The sequence below is a fragment of the Micromonospora sp. NPDC048930 genome (assembly GCF_043197935.1).
Classification (GTDB): domain Bacteria; phylum Actinomycetota; class Actinomycetes; order Mycobacteriales; family Micromonosporaceae; genus Micromonospora.
This window is the reverse complement of the sequence record NZ_JBICUB010000012.1, coordinates 199,953-217,819: the sequence shown is the minus strand read 5'-3', so window position 1 is coordinate 217,819 and position 17,867 is coordinate 199,953. Positions and strand designations below refer to the sequence as shown.

The 17,867-nt window shown below is 66.6% G+C and carries 21 protein-coding genes; 15 read left to right on the top strand and 6 right to left on the bottom strand.

Features of this window, described 5'->3' with window-relative positions:
- Positions 1-140: 140 nt before the first annotated feature.
- Entirely contained in the window at positions 141-563 is a 423-nt protein-coding gene (locus ACGFI9_RS27930) for a GntR family transcriptional regulator (protein WP_393182489.1), read from the bottom strand.
- A gap of 624 nt (positions 564-1,187) precedes the next feature.
- Here ACGFI9_RS27930 and ACGFI9_RS27925 point away from each other — a divergent pair.
- From ACGFI9_RS27925 to ACGFI9_RS27910, 4 genes are all read left to right on the top strand, one after another.
- Positions 1,188-1,445 carry a hypothetical protein gene (locus ACGFI9_RS27925; protein ID WP_393182487.1) on the top strand — a complete coding sequence of 86 codons (258 nt, stop codon included), beginning with the start codon at positions 1,188-1,190 and terminating at the stop codon, positions 1,443-1,445.
- Positions 1,438-1,782: a precorrin-4 C11-methyltransferase gene (locus tag ACGFI9_RS27920; RefSeq protein WP_393182485.1), complete on the top strand. Its 345-nt coding sequence runs from the start codon at positions 1,438-1,440 to the stop codon at positions 1,780-1,782. The genes ACGFI9_RS27925 and ACGFI9_RS27920 overlap by 8 nt, the downstream gene beginning before the upstream one ends.
- Before the next feature lie 149 nt (positions 1,783-1,931).
- Entirely contained in the window at positions 1,932-2,753 is an 822-nt protein-coding gene (locus tag ACGFI9_RS27915) for a GntR family transcriptional regulator (protein WP_393182483.1), read from the top strand.
- Positions 2,741-3,520, top strand: coding sequence for a glycosyltransferase family 2 protein (locus tag ACGFI9_RS27910; protein WP_393182481.1), 780 nt, complete (start codon positions 2,741-2,743; stop codon positions 3,518-3,520). The genes ACGFI9_RS27915 and ACGFI9_RS27910 overlap by 13 nt, the downstream gene beginning before the upstream one ends.
- Here the strand turns inward: ACGFI9_RS27910 and ACGFI9_RS27905 are convergent.
- From ACGFI9_RS27905 to ACGFI9_RS27895, 3 genes are all read right to left on the bottom strand, one after another.
- On the bottom strand, positions 3,501-3,953 hold the full coding sequence (locus ACGFI9_RS27905; protein ID WP_393182480.1) for a hypothetical protein: 453 nt from the start codon (positions 3,951-3,953) through the stop codon (positions 3,501-3,503). The two genes, ACGFI9_RS27910 and ACGFI9_RS27905, sit on opposite strands and share 20 nt — an antisense overlap.
- A 74-nt stretch (positions 3,954-4,027) precedes the next feature.
- Complete coding sequence (locus ACGFI9_RS27900; protein WP_393182478.1) at positions 4,028-6,676, bottom strand: tetratricopeptide repeat protein; 2,649 nt, start codon at positions 6,674-6,676, stop codon at positions 4,028-4,030.
- Positions 6,673-7,110 carry a hypothetical protein gene (locus ACGFI9_RS27895; RefSeq protein ID WP_393182476.1) on the bottom strand — a complete coding sequence of 146 codons (438 nt, stop codon included), beginning with the start codon at positions 7,108-7,110 and terminating at the stop codon, positions 6,673-6,675. Before ACGFI9_RS27895 ends, ACGFI9_RS27900 begins: the two co-directional genes overlap by 4 nt.
- Positions 7,111-7,321: 211 nt before the next feature.
- On the opposite strand from ACGFI9_RS27895, the gene ACGFI9_RS27890 reads away from it, so the two are divergent.
- The 9 genes from ACGFI9_RS27890 to ACGFI9_RS27850 all read left to right on the top strand — a co-directional run bounded on the left by ACGFI9_RS27890 (position 7,322) and on the right by ACGFI9_RS27850 (position 15,258).
- A complete protein-coding gene (locus tag ACGFI9_RS27890) occupies positions 7,322-7,717 on the top strand; it encodes a transcriptional regulator (protein WP_209963292.1) in 396 nt (131 codons plus the stop codon).
- A 181-nt stretch (positions 7,718-7,898) separates the two neighbouring features.
- Positions 7,899-9,494 (top strand): FtsK/SpoIIIE domain-containing protein, encoded by a 1,596-nt coding sequence (locus ACGFI9_RS27885; protein ID WP_393182474.1) that lies wholly within the window; start codon positions 7,899-7,901, stop codon positions 9,492-9,494.
- Positions 9,491-9,745: a hypothetical protein gene (locus tag ACGFI9_RS27880; RefSeq protein WP_393182473.1), complete on the top strand. Its 255-nt coding sequence runs from the start codon at positions 9,491-9,493 to the stop codon at positions 9,743-9,745. The genes ACGFI9_RS27885 and ACGFI9_RS27880 overlap by 4 nt, the downstream gene beginning before the upstream one ends.
- A 3-nt stretch (positions 9,746-9,748) precedes the next feature.
- Positions 9,749-9,937, top strand: a complete 189-nt coding sequence (locus tag ACGFI9_RS27875) for a hypothetical protein (protein WP_393182471.1) — start codon at positions 9,749-9,751, stop codon at positions 9,935-9,937.
- Positions 9,934-10,473 carry a DUF2637 domain-containing protein gene (locus ACGFI9_RS27870; protein WP_393182469.1) on the top strand — a complete coding sequence of 180 codons (540 nt, stop codon included), beginning with the start codon at positions 9,934-9,936 and terminating at the stop codon, positions 10,471-10,473. The genes ACGFI9_RS27875 and ACGFI9_RS27870 overlap by 4 nt, the downstream gene beginning before the upstream one ends.
- Complete coding sequence (locus ACGFI9_RS27865; protein WP_393182467.1) at positions 10,470-12,239, top strand: replication initiator; 1,770 nt, start codon at positions 10,470-10,472, stop codon at positions 12,237-12,239. The genes ACGFI9_RS27870 and ACGFI9_RS27865 overlap by 4 nt, the downstream gene beginning before the upstream one ends.
- Positions 12,236-12,421: an AlpA family transcriptional regulator gene (locus ACGFI9_RS27860; RefSeq protein ID WP_091594889.1), complete on the top strand. Its 186-nt coding sequence runs from the start codon at positions 12,236-12,238 to the stop codon at positions 12,419-12,421. The genes ACGFI9_RS27865 and ACGFI9_RS27860 overlap by 4 nt, the downstream gene beginning before the upstream one ends.
- Complete coding sequence (locus ACGFI9_RS27855) at positions 12,418-13,854, top strand: tyrosine-type recombinase/integrase (RefSeq protein WP_393182465.1); 1,437 nt, start codon at positions 12,418-12,420, stop codon at positions 13,852-13,854. The genes ACGFI9_RS27860 and ACGFI9_RS27855 overlap by 4 nt, the downstream gene beginning before the upstream one ends.
- A 78-nt stretch (positions 13,855-13,932) precedes the next feature.
- Positions 13,933-15,258: a pentapeptide repeat-containing protein gene (locus tag ACGFI9_RS27850; protein ID WP_393182463.1), complete on the top strand. Its 1,326-nt coding sequence runs from the start codon at positions 13,933-13,935 to the stop codon at positions 15,256-15,258.
- 487 nt (positions 15,259-15,745) lie between these two features.
- On the opposite strand, the gene ACGFI9_RS27845 is transcribed toward ACGFI9_RS27850, so the two are convergent.
- Together ACGFI9_RS27845 and ACGFI9_RS27840 are read right to left on the bottom strand one after the other, a co-directional pair.
- Complete coding sequence (locus ACGFI9_RS27845; protein WP_393182461.1) at positions 15,746-16,243, bottom strand: DinB family protein; 498 nt, start codon at positions 16,241-16,243, stop codon at positions 15,746-15,748.
- Between the two features lie 543 nt (positions 16,244-16,786).
- Positions 16,787-17,035 carry a hypothetical protein gene (locus tag ACGFI9_RS27840; protein WP_393182459.1) on the bottom strand — a complete coding sequence of 83 codons (249 nt, stop codon included), beginning with the start codon at positions 17,033-17,035 and terminating at the stop codon, positions 16,787-16,789.
- Here ACGFI9_RS27840 and ACGFI9_RS27835 point away from each other — a divergent pair.
- A complete protein-coding gene (locus ACGFI9_RS27835) occupies positions 17,034-17,411 on the top strand; it encodes a hypothetical protein (protein ID WP_393182457.1) in 378 nt (125 codons plus the stop codon). The genes ACGFI9_RS27840 and ACGFI9_RS27835 overlap by 2 nt on opposite strands.
- A 302-nt stretch (positions 17,412-17,713) precedes the next feature.
- Positions 17,714-17,860 (top strand): hypothetical protein, encoded by a 147-nt coding sequence (locus tag ACGFI9_RS27830; RefSeq protein WP_393182456.1) that lies wholly within the window; start codon positions 17,714-17,716, stop codon positions 17,858-17,860.
- Positions 17,861-17,867 lie beyond the last annotated feature (7 nt).

Sequence of the window (17,867 nt, the reverse complement as noted above, 5' to 3'; positions counted from 1 at the left end):
GCAGCACCGCCCACTGAGCGTCGGTCAGGTCGAACCGCCTCGTCACCGTTAAGGTGGCCACGAGGTCTCCGGTGTTCAGGTTCTTCTTGGTCGATAAACCCTCTACCGGAGACCTCGCCATCTATCGACCACCGACACACCTACTTCGAGACACGCCCTAGTCGGTAGGTTCTGACGACTGTTCTGACGACTCCATTGGTTCGGTCGACCCGCTGTTGTTCGATAAGAACCGCGCCTACATCGACATCGAAGAGGGCTGCAAGCTCGGGGTCCGCGGGGATCTGCCGTTTTCGTGTTTCCGAGGCGGACCCCTCTTCTAGTCCGCTCTCGTGCCGTCGGGCACTCGCGTAGGTGCCGCGGCCGTGTTCGGTGGCCACCAAGCCTGCCTCGCGTAGTACGGCTATGGCCTGACGAATCGTGCCGCGGGCTGCCCGGAATTCGGCGGTGAGGGTGCTCTCGGTCGGCAAGAGGGTGCCCGGCGGGATCAGGCCGCTCTCGATGCGTTCCCTCAGCTCGTCGGCGATCACGCGGTAGCGGGGCTGTCCGTAGTGCGGGGTGGGCACCTGCTCACCGTACCTGGCACTTGTCTTACCAAGTGCCAACCAAGCGATCCACTTCGACGTCTAGACAACTCATCCACTTGTAGATACGTTTCCTTTGGTGCGGCCAGGGTGACGGTTCGTATCAGGGGTGGTGCCGCGCCGGCCCTGGTTGCACCTGACGCGCGGCGTCCTGTCGGACCGGTTGCGGTAGCCGCGCGGACAAGTTGGCTCGGCGATACCCGACCCGTCTGCGTCGGACGGTGCGCCGTGCCTCATCCGGGCCGGTGGCCGGCCGCATTCCCCCGTGGTCGGCCACCGGTCCCCTTCTACCTGTGGAGGTGCGATGTCTGGCTCTCATCGTCGGCACCGGTGGTTCTCGTTCTGGTGGTCCCGGAAGCGCCCGGCGGCCCGGACGGCCAGCAGCAACGCTCTGCCGGGTCCACGCCCGGCGTCCGTCCCGCCGTTGCCCTGGTGGTCGGTAGGGCCGACGCGGGAGTTGCCAGCGCTGCGGTGCGCGCCGCTGATGACGCTGGCTCAGAACTATCGGGGCAATGGTGGGCGGTGGCCGCGGTGACGCGTACGAGCAAGCCGGCCAGTGTCACGAGCCACCCGGACTGGTGCGCCCCGGACCGCTGTGGTCACCTGGTGCCGCCGCTGATGACGCACATGGCCCGCCGCCATCGCGGCCCGATGTACCGGTTCGGCGACGCCAGGGCAGGTGGCATGGTCGTCGCGTACCTCATCGGTGTCGACGCCCGGACGCCGCTGATCGCGGTGCACGCGATCAGCCGGGCCGGGAACGCCTGGGCAGAGTTGTCGCTGACTCAAGCTGCCCAACTGGCCGAGCGTCTTCGCGGTCTGCTGGCCCAGGCCGGTGGCGGAGCCGGGAGCGACGATGACTGAGCACGTGAGCGCGGCCGAGAGCAAGCAGAAGTCATCCACCCCGGCTGTCGCGTGCCCGGGGTGGTGCCGGGGCTGCGGGCCGAACGATCCGATGCATCGGGGCTTCATCGCCACCATCGGGCGGGAGCGCACCGGCTGGATCAGCGTCCAACTGCTCGTCGACCGCTTCGCGCGTCGGGACCTGGCCCTCAAGCTCGACGCGAGCCGCTACGGCGCCACCCAAACCGTGCTCCTCTCGGCGGCGCAACTGGACCGGCTCATCGGCGAACTGACCCAGGCCCGCCAGGCAATGCGGGCGCCGGATGATCGGTGCGGACGGGCGGAGGAGACGCGGTGAACACCGGCGGCCGTCGGGGCATGACTACGCCTCGCACTCCAGGCCCGCGCCGCGCGCCGTCATCGCGAGCGGCGGTAACGGTCCCTCCGGTGCCGGAGCGGCCGGCCGGGGGGACCACCTGGCAGACGTTGGAACGTCTAGGGGGTACGGTGACCGGTGTGCATGCCCGGGACTGGCGCCCTCGCTACCTGCAACTCGCGGAGGAGTTGCGGGCGAAGATCATGCGCGGTGAACTGGCCCCCGGCACGCTGATGCCGAGCGAGACCGAGTTGGCCGACTCATCCGGCCTGTCCCGCACCAGCGTCCGCAACGCCATCCGACAGCTCCGGGAATGGGGCCTGGTCCGGGCCGAGCAGGGGCGCGGCACCTACGTGCGAGCGCCCCGGCAGCGGGTACGCCGTCGCAACGCCGAGCGGTACCAGTGGGAGAAGGACCGGGTCCTGCTCGACGAGGCCGAGCGGTTAAAGACCGGCGCCACCGAGCACGACACCGGCCTGACCGTCGATGACCTCAAGTTCCATGCCGAGTACACCCGCGTGGAAGCGGACGAGGACATGGCGGCGGCTCTTCGGGTCGAGCCGGGTACGCCGCTGCTGCGCCGGGTGTACTGGACGTCCTCTCGGCATGAGAACGCGCCGCTGACCATGTCGTACTCGTATCTGCCTTACGACCTGGTGGCCGCGAACCCGGACCTGCTCGACGAGAGCAAGGAGCCCTGGCCGGGCGGCACTCAGCATCAGCTTCACACGCTCGGCGTCGAGGTGGACCGGATCGACGACGAGATCCGTGCCCGCCCGCCGTCGCCGGACGAGGCCGAACTGTTGGACATCGACCCGGGCGTCTCGGTGCTCACCGTCCGCAAGACCTCGATCGACACCACGGGCCGCGTTGTTGAGGTCGCCGACGTGGTGATGCCGGGTGACCGGACCGAGCTTGTCTACTCCCACAAACTCCAGCGGTGGAAAACTTGACGCAGATCGTCTCGGTCATCACGCCCGTCCATGCGCCCAGCATCGAGCACCTCGCTGGCGCTTACACGTCGTTGGCCAAGCAGGAGATGCCCGACGGGTGGGACTGGCAATGGCTGGTCCAAGAGGACGGCCAGAGCGGCGCGCTGGCCGACGCGCTGCCCGACGACCCTCGGATCAGCCTCGGTACGGGCCGTTCTGGTGGGCCTGGTGTCGCTCGTACCTTGGCGCTGTCACGAGTGTCTGGGGACCTCATCAAGGTCCTGGACGCCGACGACCAGTTGACGCCCGGAGCGCTGGCCCGGGACATCGCCGCGTTCGACGCACACCCGCAGATCGGCTGGACCACCTCGCGGGTACTCGATCTGCTGCCCGACGGGTCTACCACCGGCTGGGACAAAGATCCGGCCGGCGGCCTCGTCGCCCGCGGCTCCGTCCTGTCCTTCTGGCAGGCCAACGGCTACCGGGCTTCCGTTCACCCTGCAACGCTGTGCCTGCGGCGTGACCTCGTCTTCGCCCTGGGCGGCTGGATGGCCCTACCCGCCTCCGAGGACACCGGCCTCCTGCTCGCCGCCAACGCGGTCAGCGACGGCTACTTCACCCGGGAATACGGCCTGCTGTACCGGAAGTGGCCCGGCCAGGTGACCAGCCAAGCCGCGCACCGGGAGCCCACCGAGTACCAGGGACGCATGAAAATCATCGAGGCCAGAGCGAAAGCCCTGACTTCGATGCTGCCCAACGGGCTGCCGCTCACGCCTCCGCTGGCGTAGCCTCATGCCCCGGCATGCCGTGGGTGCGGCGCCGCTGCTTCATCTCGGCCTCGTAGATGTGTCGCCGGCCGCCGGCTAGCTTCTCGCGGGCGTCTCGCTCGATCTCCTGGAAGGCGGCGTAGTAGCCATCGTCGAACTCCTCCATGATCTGGAACGTCCAGCGGCCTGGGAGCAAATTCCTTCCCAATAGTTCGTTAGCAACTCGATCGGCTACCTCCGCGTGTCCTGCTGAACGCAGCAAACCCACCACACGGTCGAGTGTCAGGTCCGCGCCTCCTACAAGTTGGTGAGCGGCGTACAGATGCCCCCTTACCCGGTGGATCGTCTCCAAAGCCTTGCTCAGTTCACCCAGAGCTTCGACAGTAGCGTCATCGACTCCGGTCGGACGTGCATGTGTCTCGTCGACTGCCCGGCGTTCATGGTCCATGCTCATCTCTTACCCGGAGCTCGATGGCCCTACCGTCCGACTAGCCTCTGGCGCCACCGCTGTGGATCGACGCACTTCCTCTAGCTTGAAATGTTCGCCTTCAGGAAAGCTATCATTTGCTCTGTGTCGCGCGGAATCGGATGGTCGTTTCCGTATATTCGCCTTCTGGCGGATAGGATTCGTTCGAGCTCCTCGAATGCTCTGGGCCACTGCTGTCGAAGAACCATATAGTTCACTAAGCGTACGCGAGTTGTTAGTGTGCTCGGATGGTCGGCGCCAATTGTGGAGCACTCGTCAATCAGCACATTCAAAAACTCTTCCTCTGCGTTCTTCAAGTCGCCGGACTCTTCGAGTAGTACGGCTAACTGGAAGCGAGTGGCAAGGGTGTGCGGGTGACGCTCGCCAAGCACCTTTGAGCGGCGTTTGAGCGTTGCTCGGTAATGTGCCTGCGCCTCTTCACGTTCTCCCGCCTCTTGGAGAGCAAGAGCGAACTGATGTCTAGTGGCTAGCGTTTCAGGGTGATCGCTTCCTTGCATCTTGCTTCTGGCTAGGAAGACCGAGCGCAAAACATGACATGCAGCAGCCGCATCGCCGCTTTCTTGTAGCGCGACGCCTAACTCATGTTTCGTCGATAGTGTGATAGGGTGACTTTCACCTAAGGTTGCGCTGTGATGATCGGCCACTTCGCGAAACTCTGATATTGCCTCGTCAAATCTTGCCTGAGCTTTACGGATCCGAGCTCGAACAAAACGGGCCTGAGCGATCGCCGTGCCGCCAACTCCCTTTGTCTCCGCGTCATGGACAAATCCGTCTATCTCGGCAACCGCTTCGGGCAGCTTGCCCTGTTCCATAAGCACTTGATACAAGTTGTTTCTAGTGCCTAGCACGTTCCGATACGATGGACCTCGATCCTTGACTGAGAGGATCAGCCGATATTCACCCTCGGCGCGCGCTAGCTCGCCTAGCTGCCATAGTACGTCTGCATGTGCATGAATTGTTGCTAGGGTCTCCGGTGAAGTTGGGCCAAAGATTCTGCTTTTTTGTTCTTGAACAGTGCGTAATTCGAGTTCGGCTTCAGACAACCGTCCGAGCCGGCCAAGAGAGACAGCAAGGTCGTGGCGCACTGTTAGAGAATTCGGGTGTCCCTCCTTCCCGATCCTACGCAACGCCTCTAGAACTCGAATCTGTTCGATCTGGGCGCGCTCAAACTCTCCCCGACTCATCAAAAAGCGTGCTGACTGGTAGGCGCCGAAAGCTGCGGCATCAATGACGTCGGCCCGGCCATCAGTTGCTTGTAGAGCTTCAGAGAGTAGGTAGAAAGCGTGGTTCGACAGAGCTTCCCATCTTGGCCATGATGTCCAGTCATCCTGCGGGGCTTTGCTGGTCCCGTTCGCAACCATAACGGTCGCCGCCGCAAGATAGATAGATTGGGGCTTTCGAAGTCGTCCTGGATATCGCCCCACATCGCGCACAAGTGGATGGATGGCAAGTGAAGCTGCAGGAGCTTCTGCTTGGTCCGGCAAATGCTGAGGGATGCGAATGTCAATCAGGCCGAGATCGGACAGTGCTTCTATGCTTGCACGAAGGCTCCTCTTAGTAGGTGCCTCGAAAACCCCGAAATGATCGAGAACCTGCGGCTCTAGAAGGTCGACTGGTACCGGGCTATCTGCAAAGTGCGAAAGCATTTGTAGGAGTCGGCGAGCTTGCGATATGCCGCGCTTCTCGAGCGCTGAGAGCGATAATTCCCAAGTGCACCCTACAAGCTCGCGTGCCTGCCGGTCACCGAACGTCGAACTATCTTCGTCAAGTTCTGGAAAGAGTTCGGCAATTTCGGCCTCTAGTGCCCTGAGGTATCCGGCGTATGAAGTGATGGCGTCAGGCCACGGTACTTTAGTATTGGCCTCAATATGCGTGCCGGCGAGGCGCAGGGCCAAGGGCAAGCACCCGAGACGAGTTGCCAGCTTCTCGGCTTCTGGGCGACTGCCCGCAAGACCTCCGGCATAATCCATTAAGACAGTAGCTGAATCTGCTGGGGATAGCATGTTGACCGGTTGGAGGTTGCACCAAGGTGCCCATCTTCGGGCATTATTATCGCGCGTCGTTACGACTATCGAGCCCTGGCTCTGGAGTGGCGGCCTAATCCATCCGTTGCCATCACTCAATGGTGCATTGTCTGCTGCTAGCATCAATGGATCGTCGGCCCCGTCGACGACGAGTAACCACTTCTTCTCGTGACGGTTTAGTAGTTCCCAAAGCAGGTCTGTCGCGCTTTCTTGACCACTCCACGCGCGTATCAATCTTCCTTGAGGTGCTCCTAGTGCGCTGCTCAACTGGCGCATGCCGTCGTGCAGAGTGTTCCTGCTGGCCGCTGAAATCCACCACACGTCCATGCCTCGCCTCCTGGCTTGGTCGGAGAGAAGCATGGCTATTGTTGATTTGCCGCAGCCGCCGAGGCCGAATAAGACCTTCACATCGCCAGGCTTGTCGTCGTCGTCAACGGATCTAAGCAGCTCGCTCAATAGCTCATGGCGCCCGTGAATGGGGCGGCCGAGATGGTCAGTTGGCGGCACGATCGATAGATTGCCGGGATTTGTCAAATCTGCCGCTGGCCAGTCGGCATGGATTGACACATCGCCGCTAGTTCCAGAAATCTGGAAAACGTGCCCCGAGACGGTGCTATCTGAGATGGACTGGTTTTCGTAGGAGCCTTGGCTCCAGCGCCACTTCATCCGTCTACCTCGACGTCACCGCCGACTTCATTCAACTGTCTTACAGGGCCGCGGACATCAGAGTCTCGCACAGTCTGGCCGTCCATCTTGAGGTGGCCATTGTTCGATCCGTAGGGTGGGATGTTGCCCTCGGAAATACCTCTTCTACTCGGTCCTGAGTTGAGTTTAATGCTGCCAGATACGTTGCTTGCCTGAAAGACATCTCCACTAATCCGAGACGATACTACGGATTGCTTTCTGGTGGCGTCCTTAGCGGAGCGAGAGGCGGCGATTGCGTTATAGACAGAGATTCCAAGGCCGACAATCCCGATGAACAGACCTGCCACGCTTGCGGCCTTGTCGGCTTTATCAAGGCCGAGCCTAAAGAAGTAGTAGCCAAGGCCGCCAACGACTAGTCCGCCGGCAAGCCAGACGTAAACACGGAGTAGCCTCATCGCCACAGTATCCACGGTGGAGGGTCGAAGGACGAGTTCCCACCTCACTGTGGACCGGTCGTCGACATCGAGACCTCTAGGCCGAGCCGTCCTTGTAGTCGGTCGGGCGTGGCTGCACCTGCGGTCGCGCCAGCTTGTTGACTTGTCTGCCAAGTGCCGTCTACCTTGGACCGCAACTTGGCAGACAAGTTAACAAGCTGGAGGTTGAGCGATGGCTCTGCGAGGCGGCACGCGGTTCGCCGTGCGGTTCGAGGACGTGTTCCCGGCGGGGTGCGCGTTGGTGCCCGAGTCCATGGGAGAGGTCGAGGACTACGACGAGAAGACCGGCCGGCGTAGCCCGGCGAAGGACAAGGTGACCGGCCAGCGGGTGTGGCAGGTCCGGGTGATGGACCTTGACCCCGAGCTGGGGAAGCGGTCCCGGGAGACGACGGTGAAGATCTCCGCCGACTACCAGCCGGTGCCGCCGACGGGTGCGCCCTTCGAGGCGGTGGAGTTCGACGGCATGACGGTCACGCCGTACGTGAGCAACAACGGCCGGATGGCGTACTCGCTGCGTGCGACCGGGCTGCGGGCGCCGGCGGGCGTGACCAAGAAGGCGGCGGCGTAGCCGCTTCGGGTGGGGGCGGGGCTGTCAGGTCTTGGCGGACGGCAGCCCCGCCCTCTGTCTCTTCCCCCTGCTCTGGCGAGAGAGGTAGTGACATGTCCAAGGGTATGCCTGCCTTCGGGTGGGTGCTGGTGGCGGTCGTGCGGGGTGCCCGATGATCCGTCGGCCGCGTGGTGAGGTCGTGATGACCACGGCCGGGGACCTGATGGTGATCCGGCCCCGCCGTCTGGAGTTGCCGGTCTGGCTGATCGCGCTGGGCCTGGTGCTGCGGTGGCTGTGGCGCGGTCTGTGGTGGTGCCTTCGCCACCCGGTCTCCGTCGGCCTGGTGGTGGCCGCGGTACTGCTCTATCGGGAGTTCGGCCGCTCCGGGCTGATCGTGCCGCTGGTCCTGGCGGGCTTCGTGTCGGCGGTGTGGCGGTGGAAGCACGAGGCGTCCTGGTGGGCCTGGTGCGCCGGCCCGGTGCTGGGTCGCATCCGTCAGGTCTTCGTCTACCGGCGGGCGTGGCGGGAGGCCATGACGCTGTGCGGGTTGACCCGCACGTACGACCATCGGGTCGTCCTGCCGCAGTTGCTGCGGGTGCGGTCGGATCAGGCGCTCGATGTGCTGACCATCCGCATGGTGCGGGGCCAGACGCCGGAGGAGTTCCAGCGGGTCACCGCGAATCTGGCGTACGCGTTCGGCCGACGGCATGCCCGGGTCTACTCCGAGCGTCCGGGGGAGCCGCCGGTCCGTACCGGCTACTGGTCGCTCGTGCTGTCGGCGGTGGACCGGCTTCGGTACCGGGACCGGCCCTCGCTGGTCTACCTGGTGGTGGTCCGCACGGATGCGCTGCGGACCGTCGTGAAGCCGTTCGACGTGCCGTCGGTGCCGGACTTCACTGCGTTGCCGCTGGCCCGCCGCGAGGATCTGCGGCATTGGTGCCTGCACCTGCTCGCCACCCACGTGCTGATCGGCGGCGCCACCCGCTCCGGCAAGGGCTCGGTGCTGTGGTCGCTGGTTCGGGCCCTCGCCGGCGGGATCACCTCCGGTCTGGTGCGGCTGTGGGTGATCGACCCCAAGGGCGGCATGGAATTCGCCATGGGTCGGCCGCTGTTCGCCCGGTTCGCCTGCAAGTCCTTCGAGGCCATGGCGGACCTCCTCGACGAGGCCGTGAAGGTGATGCGGGAGCGGCAAACCCGGCTGGCCGGCGCGGTGCGGGTGCGCACCCCGACCGAGGCTGACCCCCTGGTCGTGGTCGTCATCGACGAGATGGCGGCGCTGACCGCGTACCTGCAGGACGTCGACCTGCGCAAGCGCATCGCGTCCTCGCTGGGGCTGCTGCTGTCGCAGGGGGCCGGCGTCGGCGTCCTGGTGGTGGCCGCCTTGCAGGACCCGCGCAAGGAGGTGCTGCCGTTCCGCGACCTCTTCCCAACCCGGATCGCGCTCGGCCTGACCGAGGCGGCTCAGGTCGACCTGGTGTTGGGCGACGGCGCCCGCAACCGGGGTGCTCTGGCCGACCAGATGCCCCGCTGGGCCAAGGGCGTCGGGTACGTGATCCTCGACGGCACCCCGGAGCCGGCGCGCGTGCGGTTCTCGTACATCACTGACGACCACATCCGCGAACTGGCCACCGAGTATGCGGCCCCGGTCGACGCGGCGGACATCCTCGCCCAGGTCGGTCGGGAGACCGCCGACGAGCCAACCCGCCCGGCGATGCCTCGGCCGCGTCGCGGGCCGCTGCTGCCTGATTCGCTGCTGAATTTCCTCGACCGGGACGCCGACGGTGGTGAGCCGCGGTGACCGCCCCGACCTTCTACCGGCTCCGCGCCCCGAACCCGGACGGCGCGACCAGCACCGCCGTGTCCGTCCGCGTCGACCCGGAACGGCCGGACCCGTACCCGGTCTATCTCGCAGTGGGCGGCGGCCGGCGCCGCATGTACCTGACCCCCGACGAGGCATGGGCGCTGTGGCGCTGCCTCTCCGAAGCGGTCGCCTCCCTCGGCGAACCGCCCGACCACATCCGTACCCGCGTCGCCCCGGCCCGGAGGTAACCGATGTCCCTCAAGCGCTTCTTCCTCGGCACCCACCGGCTCAAGCCGCTGCACATCGACCTGAACGGCTCCCCGGACCGGCTCGCCGCCGCCCTGCACGGACTGGCGCACATGGTCAACCGTCGCCGCGACCTTGACGGGCAGCGCATCCGCATCACCATCGTCGTCCGCAACCCCGGGAGCGGCCGATGATCCGCGCCCGCGCCGAGTCCGGCGCGCGATTGCTGATCCTGCTCGCCGTCGGCATCATGGCCGGCGCCGCCGCCTTCACCCACGTCCATGACCTGACCGTCGCGCACGGGCAGCCCGACTGGATCGGCTGGGCCAACGCGGTGGCGGTCGAGCTGATGGCGATCTACCTCGGGCTGGAGATCCGCGCCCGGCGTCGCGTCGGCCGGCCGGTCGGCATGGTCGGCGTGCTCCTGGTCGCGTTCGCGCTGCTGTCGCTCGCCGCCCAGGTGGCGGAAGCCGAACCGTCCGTCTGGGGCTGGATCGTCGCGGCCGTGCCGTCGCTGGCCTTCCTCGCCCTGGTCAAGGTCGTCCTGTCCAGCGTGCCCGCCGCACCGCCGGCCGCTGAGCCGGACCAGCCGCAGGCCGACTGGTACGACGAGCCGCAGCAGGTCGAGCCGGCCCCGCCGGCTCCGGTGATGCCGCCGGCATCGGCCGCGGTGCTGCCTCCGCTCGGCGTCCAGCACAACCGGCCCCAGGTCGTGGGGATCATCCGATGACCGCTCCGACCCTGCCCGGCCTCGCCCCCGTCGCCCCGACCCCGGCTGCTGCTCCTCGGCCGGGGTCACGGGCGGCCCGCATGGCGCTGCCCCGCTCGGTCGACGTCCTCAAACAGATCGCGATCGAGTACGGCGTCTGCATCCGACCGCTTGCCATGCGCCGCACCGACCTCGACACCGGGCTGACCGAGGTTATCGACCTGCCTTGCGGGGCGACTCGCGAGGACAAGTGCCCGCCGTGCGCCAAGAAGAACCGCCGGCTGCGGCAGGCCCAGATCCGCGAGGGCTGGCACCGCGACGACGAGCCCCTACCCGGCCCGGAACCCGCGACTGAGGCGCAGAAGTCACTGATCCTGTTCCGGGCACACCTGGAGTTCGCCCGCGACGAGGCGGTACGCGCCGCCCAGTGGGACCAGGTCGCCGACATCGACGAGGCTATCCGCGAGGTGGAAGAGGCCATCGCGGCTGAGGGCCTGCGCGGGCACGTCGGGCCACCCCACGCGGGCGTCGATGACGACCAGGACGATGAGCCCGGCCGCCGGCGCAAGCGTTCCACTAAGCGGCGTCAGGATGCCCCCGACTTGCCCCGGCGCAAGGTCGAGCGGCGCACCGTCGGCAAGACCTACACTGCCCCGGACGGCTCCACCTACCGACCGTCCATGTGGCTCACGCTCACACTCGACTCGTACGGCCCGGTCCGCCCGGACGGTACCCCGGTCAACCCCAGCCGGTACGACTACCGCCGCGCCGCCTGGGACGCCGTGCACTTCCCTCGACTGCTAGACCGGTTCTGGCAGAACCTGCGCCGCTGCGAGGGCTGGAACGTCCAGTACGCCGGCTGCGTCGAGCCGCAACGTCGACTTGCCCCACACGCGCACTTCGCCATCCGGGGCACCATCCCCCGCGACGTGCTCCGCACCGTGGCAGCGGCGACCTATCACCAGGTGTGGTGGCCCACGGTCGACGTCCAGCGGTACACGCTCGACCGGCTCCCCGTCTGGGACGAGCAGGCGGCGACCTGGGTCGACCCCGACACCCGCGAGCCGCTGACCACCTGGACGGAAGCCCTCGACGCCATCGACGACGACCCGTACGCCGAACCCGTGCACGTCGTCCGCTTCGGCGCCCAGGTCGACGCCCGCGGCGTCATGCCCGGCACCGAGGACGCCGAGCGGACCATCCGGTACGTCACGAAGTACATCACCAAGCACACCGGCGACTGCCACAAGCTCACCACCGACCGGCAACGCGCCCACCTCGACCGGCTCTGGCAGGAACTCCGGATCACTCCGTGCACCGACCGGTGCGCTAACTGGCTGCTCTACGGCGTCCAGCCGAAGAAGGCACACCCCAAGCTCAAGCCCGGCCGCTGCAAAGGCAAGGTCCACCAGCGCGACACCCTCGGCATCGGCGGCCGGCGCATCCTCATCTCCCGCGACTGGTCCGGCAAGACCCTCGCCGACCACAAGCACGACGTACGGGCCTGGGTCCGCGCGCTGCTCGGCGCCACCACCGACAGCGCCACCGCAGGGCAGCTCGTCGACGACCAGGGTGACATCGCCGAACGGGTCCGGCACGCCTGGGAACTCGCTCGGCCCGACGACCCGGACGTGGGGCCGATGGCCCACCGGCTCATGCGCTCGATCAGCGAACGCGCCCGATGGCGGACGGAACTCCTGGCTGCCAAGGACCGGGCCGCCCAGGGGCCGCCAGATCTTTCGGCAAGTCAGCACGACACGCAGGACATGGGGGAGGAGTCGCATTGAACGAGGAGCTGTTGACCGTGCCGGAAGTGCTCGCCGAGCTGCGGGTGTCGCGCTCGACCTGGTTCTACTGGCGGCAGACCGGCAAGGGCCCGCGGGTGATCAAGCTCCCGAACGGGCAGCTTCGGGTCCGCCGGTCCGCCCTCGGACGGTGGCTCGGTGAGCTGGAGCAGGACGCGGCATGAAGAGCTACGAGGTCCAGATCTGGGAGATCGGTAAGCGCGCCGACCGGAAGGCTCGGCCCTGGCGGGTCCGCTGGGCGGTGGCCGGCCGGCGCTTCGAGGAGATGTTCCGTACCAAGGCTCTGGCGCACTCGTTCCGCGCCGAGCTGGTCCAGGCGGCCAACGCGGGGGAGCCCTTCGACCCGGCCACCGGCCGCCCGGTCTCCGAGGCCAGAACCAAGAACCCCACCACCTGGTACGCGCACAGCCGCGCGTACGTCGAGATGAAGTGGCCCCGGGCGGCGGCCAAGACCCGGCGCTCGATCGTCGAGGCGCTGACCTCCATCACGGTGACCCTGACCCGGCCGACCAAGCGGGGCCGACCGGATGACGCCCTGCTTCGTGAGGCGCTGTACCTCTATGGCCTCAACCCGCGTCGCTGGTCGGAGGAGGTCCCGGCCGAACACGCGGCGGCGCTGGCCTGGCTGGAAACCGCGTCCCTGCCGGTGGTCGAGCTGGACTCGCCCGCGATGGTGCGCCGGGTCCTCGACAGCCTCTGCGTACGCCTCGACGGCAAGCCCGCGGCTGCCTCCACCGTCCAGCGGAAGCGGGCCACCTTCTACAACGCCCTCGGGTACGCCGTCGAGCTGGAGCTGATCGACTCCAACCCGGTCGACCGAGTGCAGTGGACCGCTCCGGAGGTGGCGCAGTCCATCGACCGGCGGGTGGTGGCGAACCCGGCCCAGGTCGCCACGCTGCTGGAGGCGGTGAAATCTCTCGGCAAACGGGCCGACAAGGTCACGGCTTTCTTCGGCTGCCTCTACTACGCGGGCATGCGGCCCTCAGAAGCGGCCGACCTGCGGCGGGAGGACTGCGACCTTCCCGGCCGGTGCGTCGACTGCGGCGCCGACTTCGACGACCTGGCGGCGGTGAAGCCCTCCGCGTCGTGCGATCACGAGAAGATCGAATATCGCTGGGGCCGCCTGGTGCTCGCCGGCACCTCGCCGCGGGCCGGGTCGCACTGGACCGACGATGGCGGCTCGCACGAGCGGCGTGGGCTGAAGCACCGCGCGCGGCAGGAAACCCGGACCGTCCCGATCCCGCCCCGGCTGGTCGAGCTCTTACGCACACACGTCGAGAATCACGGCGTTGGTCCAGATGGTCGCTTCTTCCGTGGCCTGCACGGCGGGCCGCTGTCGGAGTCGGTGTACGACCGGTGGTGGAAGCTCGCGCGGGAGCGGGCACTGACCGAGGCTCAGGTTCCCTCGCCGCTGGCGCGGCGCCCTTACGACCTGCGTCACGCTGCGGCCTCGCTCTGGCTGAACGCCGGCGTCCCGCCGACCGAGGTTGCCCGGCGCCTGGGCCACGGCGTCGCTGTGCTGCTCCGGGTCTACGCGAACTGCATCGACGGGGGAGACGACACCATGAACGACAAGATCGGCGACGCACTAGCGTGAGGTGCTGCCAGCCTGGGCGATGTTCGGGGTGTCGGGCTGTGCGTGGGGGGTGTGGACGAGGTGCGCTAAAAGGAGAGGGTGAAGTTGCCCGCGTCGCAAGACTCGATTCGGCCTGAGGTTCATGTCGCGGTTGGTCCTATTCCAGCCGTTAATGGCCCCGTTCCGGAGCTGCGGCTCTGGGGCATCCGCCGGTCAATCGCTCTGGCTGTCGCGGCTGCGTTGCTGCTGATCGGGGGCTTGGTCGCTGCGGCGTTCTGGTATGCCGGTTGGCCTGGCCTTCGGCGAGATGGAACGGTCACAGCAGGCACGCTGTTCGACCTCTTGAAGCTTGTCTTCGCCGTTGTGGCGGGCATCGGCGGTGTCGTAGCTTTGGTGGTCGCTTATCGGCGGCAGCGCGTAGCAGAGCACGCAAACGCCTTGGCAGAACTCGATCAAAAACTGGCACACGCTGCTGATCTACGTGCCGAAGTGACCAAAGCTCTTGCTGTGGCGGCCGACGAGCGGGCGAAGATCGAAATTGATCGCAACGGCGTCCGGCTGTTCAACGAACGCTTCACCAAGGCATCCGAGCAGCTCGGGTCGGAGAAGGCAGCCGTCCGTCTGGCGGGCGTCTATGCCATGGCCGGCCTTGCTGATGACTGGCGGGAGGGGCGACAGACCTGCATTGACGTCCTCTGCGCATACCTCCGCATGCCCTACACCTCGCCCCCGGACGCTTCGAACGAAGCGCTGGCGCAGGCCGACAACCAGGTGCCGATCGTGGACGCGGACACGGCCCGAGCCGCTCGCGAGGAGCGGGAGGTGCGTCATACCGTCATTCGCCTCGTCAGCAGGCGCTTACGCCTGACTGAAGACGATGCGGCCTCATGGCGTGGCTATGACTTCGACTTCACCGGCGCAGTCTTCGACGGCGGGGACTTCTCGGATGCAAGGTTCACTGGTGGGCAGGTGTCCTTCGCTGGGGCGTTGTTCAGTGGTGGGCAGGTGTCTTTCGTTGGGGCGGTGTTCGCTGGAGGCCGGGTGTCCTTCGACAGGGCGATGTTTACAGGCGCGGAGGTGGACTTCGTCGGGGCGCTGTTCAGCGGTGGACGGGTGTCTTTCGTCAGAGCGGTGTTCGGTAGCGGGGCGGTGTCCTTCGACGGGGCGGAGTTCACCGGGGGGCGGGTGCACTTTTCCAGGGCGGTGTTCAGTGGCGGAGCGGTGTCCTTCGACGGGGCGGAGTTCAGTGGCGGAGCGGTGCACTTTTCCAGGGCGGTACTCAGTGGCGGGGCAATGTCCTTCGGCGGATCGGTGTTCAGTGGCGGGCGGGTGTCCTTCCTGGGGGCAGCGTTCGACGTCCGGCCCACGTTCGACGATTGGCCCGGCGGGCGTCCTCCGGATGGTCTGGTCCTGCCAGGAGCCTGAGTATCTGTGGGCGTGGGCAGATAGTGGGCGGCCGGCCGTTCGGAGCTTGGATCGGGAAGAGAAACAGCAGCTCAGCGCGGCTGACTCGTACAAGATCGCGGATGCCCTGTAAATCCGTCGCGAAAGCTACAGAGGTTCGAATCCTCTACCCGCCACCAGGTGCGAAGACGGCCCCTGACCAGCAGGAATGCTGATCCGGGGCCGTTGTCGTTTGTCTCGCGGGTCCGGCTGGGTCCAACCCCTCCGTACGGCCTAGTCATGATCCTGCTCGGCCTACTCGGGGGCGGCGTTCCGGCGGCAGTCGATGGCTCTCCGCCCCGGCACCGCCCCGCGCCGCGCGGAGCGGCGGCACCTTGATCAGAACACCTCAATTCGGCAGGGCAGCCGGCTCACCATTTGTACTCCGTCGACTGATGCGCGGCACGCGTCCGCCGACTGATCTACGACACCCTCAGCGGGCTGACCGCCATGAGCGGACGTCCGCGCACTACTCGTTGATGAGCTGCTCTCGAAGAATGTCTGCGTGCCCACAGTGCTGGGCGAGCTCGCGAAGCACGTGGAGATACACCCACCGCAGCGGGAGCGGGCCCCGCCGGTGCCCGTGAAGGATGTCATCCAGACCCAGGGATGACGTCGCACGGCGTGATGCTTCGCAGGCTTCGCGGTGTGCGTGCTGGACGGTGGCGATCGTGTCGTCGTCATCGAGGATGAACGACTCCTCTGACGTCGCAGGGATGCCGATCTCAGCGCGCGACCGGCACGTGACGGCTTCGTCAAACCAGACCTTCTCGACGAAAGTCGCGTGCTTCACGAGACCCAGCAGCGTGGTCCGGGAGGCCACCAAGGATCTGCGCGCCTGTTCCTCTGTCAGCCCGTCCAAGCAGCGATTGAGCGCGTCGCGGTGCTCGTCGAGGAACGCCTCGAACTGGGCACGGGCTGGTTGTGCGACGACCTGGTCGGCGAAGGTAGGCGGGTAGGAAGGCATGGGCGAAGCATTCCAGACCGTCGCCCAGGAGCAACCAGCGGACATCGACACGAGAGGACCTGCGACGGCGGCCATCCTGTCGCCCCTAGCTTGCCGGATCTGTCGCACATCACCTGGCAGAGCTGCGTCGCACATCAGCTGTCGGATCACAATCACAGAGGCTGCGTCCGAGTCGACCTGGCTGGCACGAACCCAGCGCCAGCCCGGCCGTCGTCGTCCGGTGTCGCCTCGGGTTCGCTGTGGCTCATCTGCGTGTGACGCCGGCGGCCTTGGCCGACGCCCTCACCGCCGAGCACGTCGATCGGCTCGTGGCCGAGCTCTCCCCGCCGGCATCCTGGTCGCCGCCCGCCGGCTGGGTCACTCCAACGCCAGCGTCACGACTCGCTACTACGCCCCAGCAGCGGATGGCCGGGACGCCGAGGTCGCCGCCTTCCTCGGCGCGCGCGGAACGGCGGAGAGGCTTCCAATCTGGCCTGCGGCAGCCACGGGGGTAAGACCAAGCCCTCCGGTGAGTCGCCGCAGGAATCCTGATCGGGGTTCGGACTACTCCTCCTCGCCCTGGCGTCCCTCGCGCCAGAGTTCGTGTTCCCTGAGCACCCATGCCAGCCAGTAGAGGCCGAACGAGACGACAAAGATGGCGAAGAACAGCGCCGCCACCAGCGTGACGCCATACAGGAAGTTCCTGTTCGCGCTGGACTGCGCAGCGCACACGAACACCACGCCGAGGAAGAGGGAGGTCAGCATCAGCGACCGGAAGACCGGTTGTTCGACTGGATGTTTGGGTGCTGCCATGAATGCTCCCCTCCGTGGTCCGCTCATCGTCACGGCCGGGGGCAACCCCTGCAAGGCGTTGATCATCGGGTGCGATCCGGTACACCCTTCCGCTGCATCTCGCACCCGGGTACGCGCGATCTTCAGCCAGCCCGGCCCCGACGCCGTCCACGCCCTTCGCGGCCCGGTCCGCGGCCTTCACCTGCCCGGGTCGGCAACCGATCACGGGCCGTCCGGGACGAAATTCACTTACGGTGAGGAGCGGGTCTGGCGCTGTGCGCTCGGACGCGGCATGCTGATGGTGATGAATTCCTCGCGATCCCGTGGCGTGCTGGTCGCCGAGCGGCCGTCGCCGGAAGTGATGTCCTCCTCGGAGGCCACCGCGCGTTCGCCGTGACCCCTGCCGCGCGGCCGGACAGAGCGTCCGATCCGCGTCCGATGTCCTGACTGGCGCTCTGTCGGGCAATAGTCCCGGCTCGCGGCAGACGCGGGGAATGTGGCTAAGGGCTGAACCTGCAGCATGTGCCTGCCGGTCGTATCCCTCACCCCCCGCCGACTGGCGACTTGCCGTGGCTGATCGGTTCCCACTGCGGGGACCGCCGCCCGATCAGCCGTCCGTCTGCTTTGCGGCTCCCCAGGGTTGTGGCACGATCGTGGAACCCCCACCATCCCTGTGACATTTCCCCGACAGGAGCAAAGATGTCTGGTCGAAGGCTGGGCCGGCTGCTTGGCTCACTACTGGCATTCGCGGCCGTTCTCAGCGGCTTCCTCGTCGGCGAGGGCGGCGTGGACCTGGGGAACGCGCAAACCGCGGACATCATCTGGAACATGCCCGCTCCTCGCTGACGGCGCA

Bases quoted from the DNA above. Each gene is read 5' to 3' on its own strand.
- ACGFI9_RS27920 (WP_393182485.1), top strand. From the start codon at position 1,438: ATGACTGAGCACGTGAGCGCGGCCGAGAGCAAGCAGAAGTCATCCACC.
- ACGFI9_RS27905 (WP_393182480.1), bottom strand. From the start codon at position 3,953: ATGAGCATGGACCATGAACGCCGGGCAGTCGACGAGACACATGCACGT.
- ACGFI9_RS27900 (WP_393182478.1), bottom strand. From the start codon at position 6,676: ATGAAGTGGCGCTGGAGCCAAGGCTCCTACGAAAACCAGTCCATCTCA.
- ACGFI9_RS27895 (WP_393182476.1), bottom strand. From the start codon at position 7,110: ATGAGGCTACTCCGTGTTTACGTCTGGCTTGCCGGCGGACTAGTCGTT.
- ACGFI9_RS27890 (WP_209963292.1), top strand. From the start codon at position 7,322: ATGGCTCTGCGAGGCGGCACGCGGTTCGCCGTGCGGTTCGAGGACGTG.
- ACGFI9_RS27885 (WP_393182474.1), top strand. From the start codon at position 7,899: ATGACCACGGCCGGGGACCTGATGGTGATCCGGCCCCGCCGTCTGGAG.
- ACGFI9_RS27875 (WP_393182471.1), top strand. From the start codon at position 9,749: ATGTCCCTCAAGCGCTTCTTCCTCGGCACCCACCGGCTCAAGCCGCTG.
- ACGFI9_RS27870 (WP_393182469.1), top strand. From the start codon at position 9,934: ATGATCCGCGCCCGCGCCGAGTCCGGCGCGCGATTGCTGATCCTGCTC.
- ACGFI9_RS27865 (WP_393182467.1), top strand. From the start codon at position 10,470: ATGACCGCTCCGACCCTGCCCGGCCTCGCCCCCGTCGCCCCGACCCCG.
- ACGFI9_RS27855 (WP_393182465.1), top strand. From the start codon at position 12,418: ATGAAGAGCTACGAGGTCCAGATCTGGGAGATCGGTAAGCGCGCCGAC.
- ACGFI9_RS27845 (WP_393182461.1), bottom strand. From the start codon at position 16,243: ATGCCTTCCTACCCGCCTACCTTCGCCGACCAGGTCGTCGCACAACCA.
- ACGFI9_RS27835 (WP_393182457.1), top strand. From the start codon at position 17,034: ATGAATGCTCCCCTCCGTGGTCCGCTCATCGTCACGGCCGGGGGCAAC.
- ACGFI9_RS27840 (WP_393182459.1), bottom strand. From the start codon at position 17,035: ATGGCAGCACCCAAACATCCAGTCGAACAACCGGTCTTCCGGTCGCTG.
- ACGFI9_RS27830 (WP_393182456.1), top strand. From the start codon at position 17,714: ATGTCTGGTCGAAGGCTGGGCCGGCTGCTTGGCTCACTACTGGCATTC.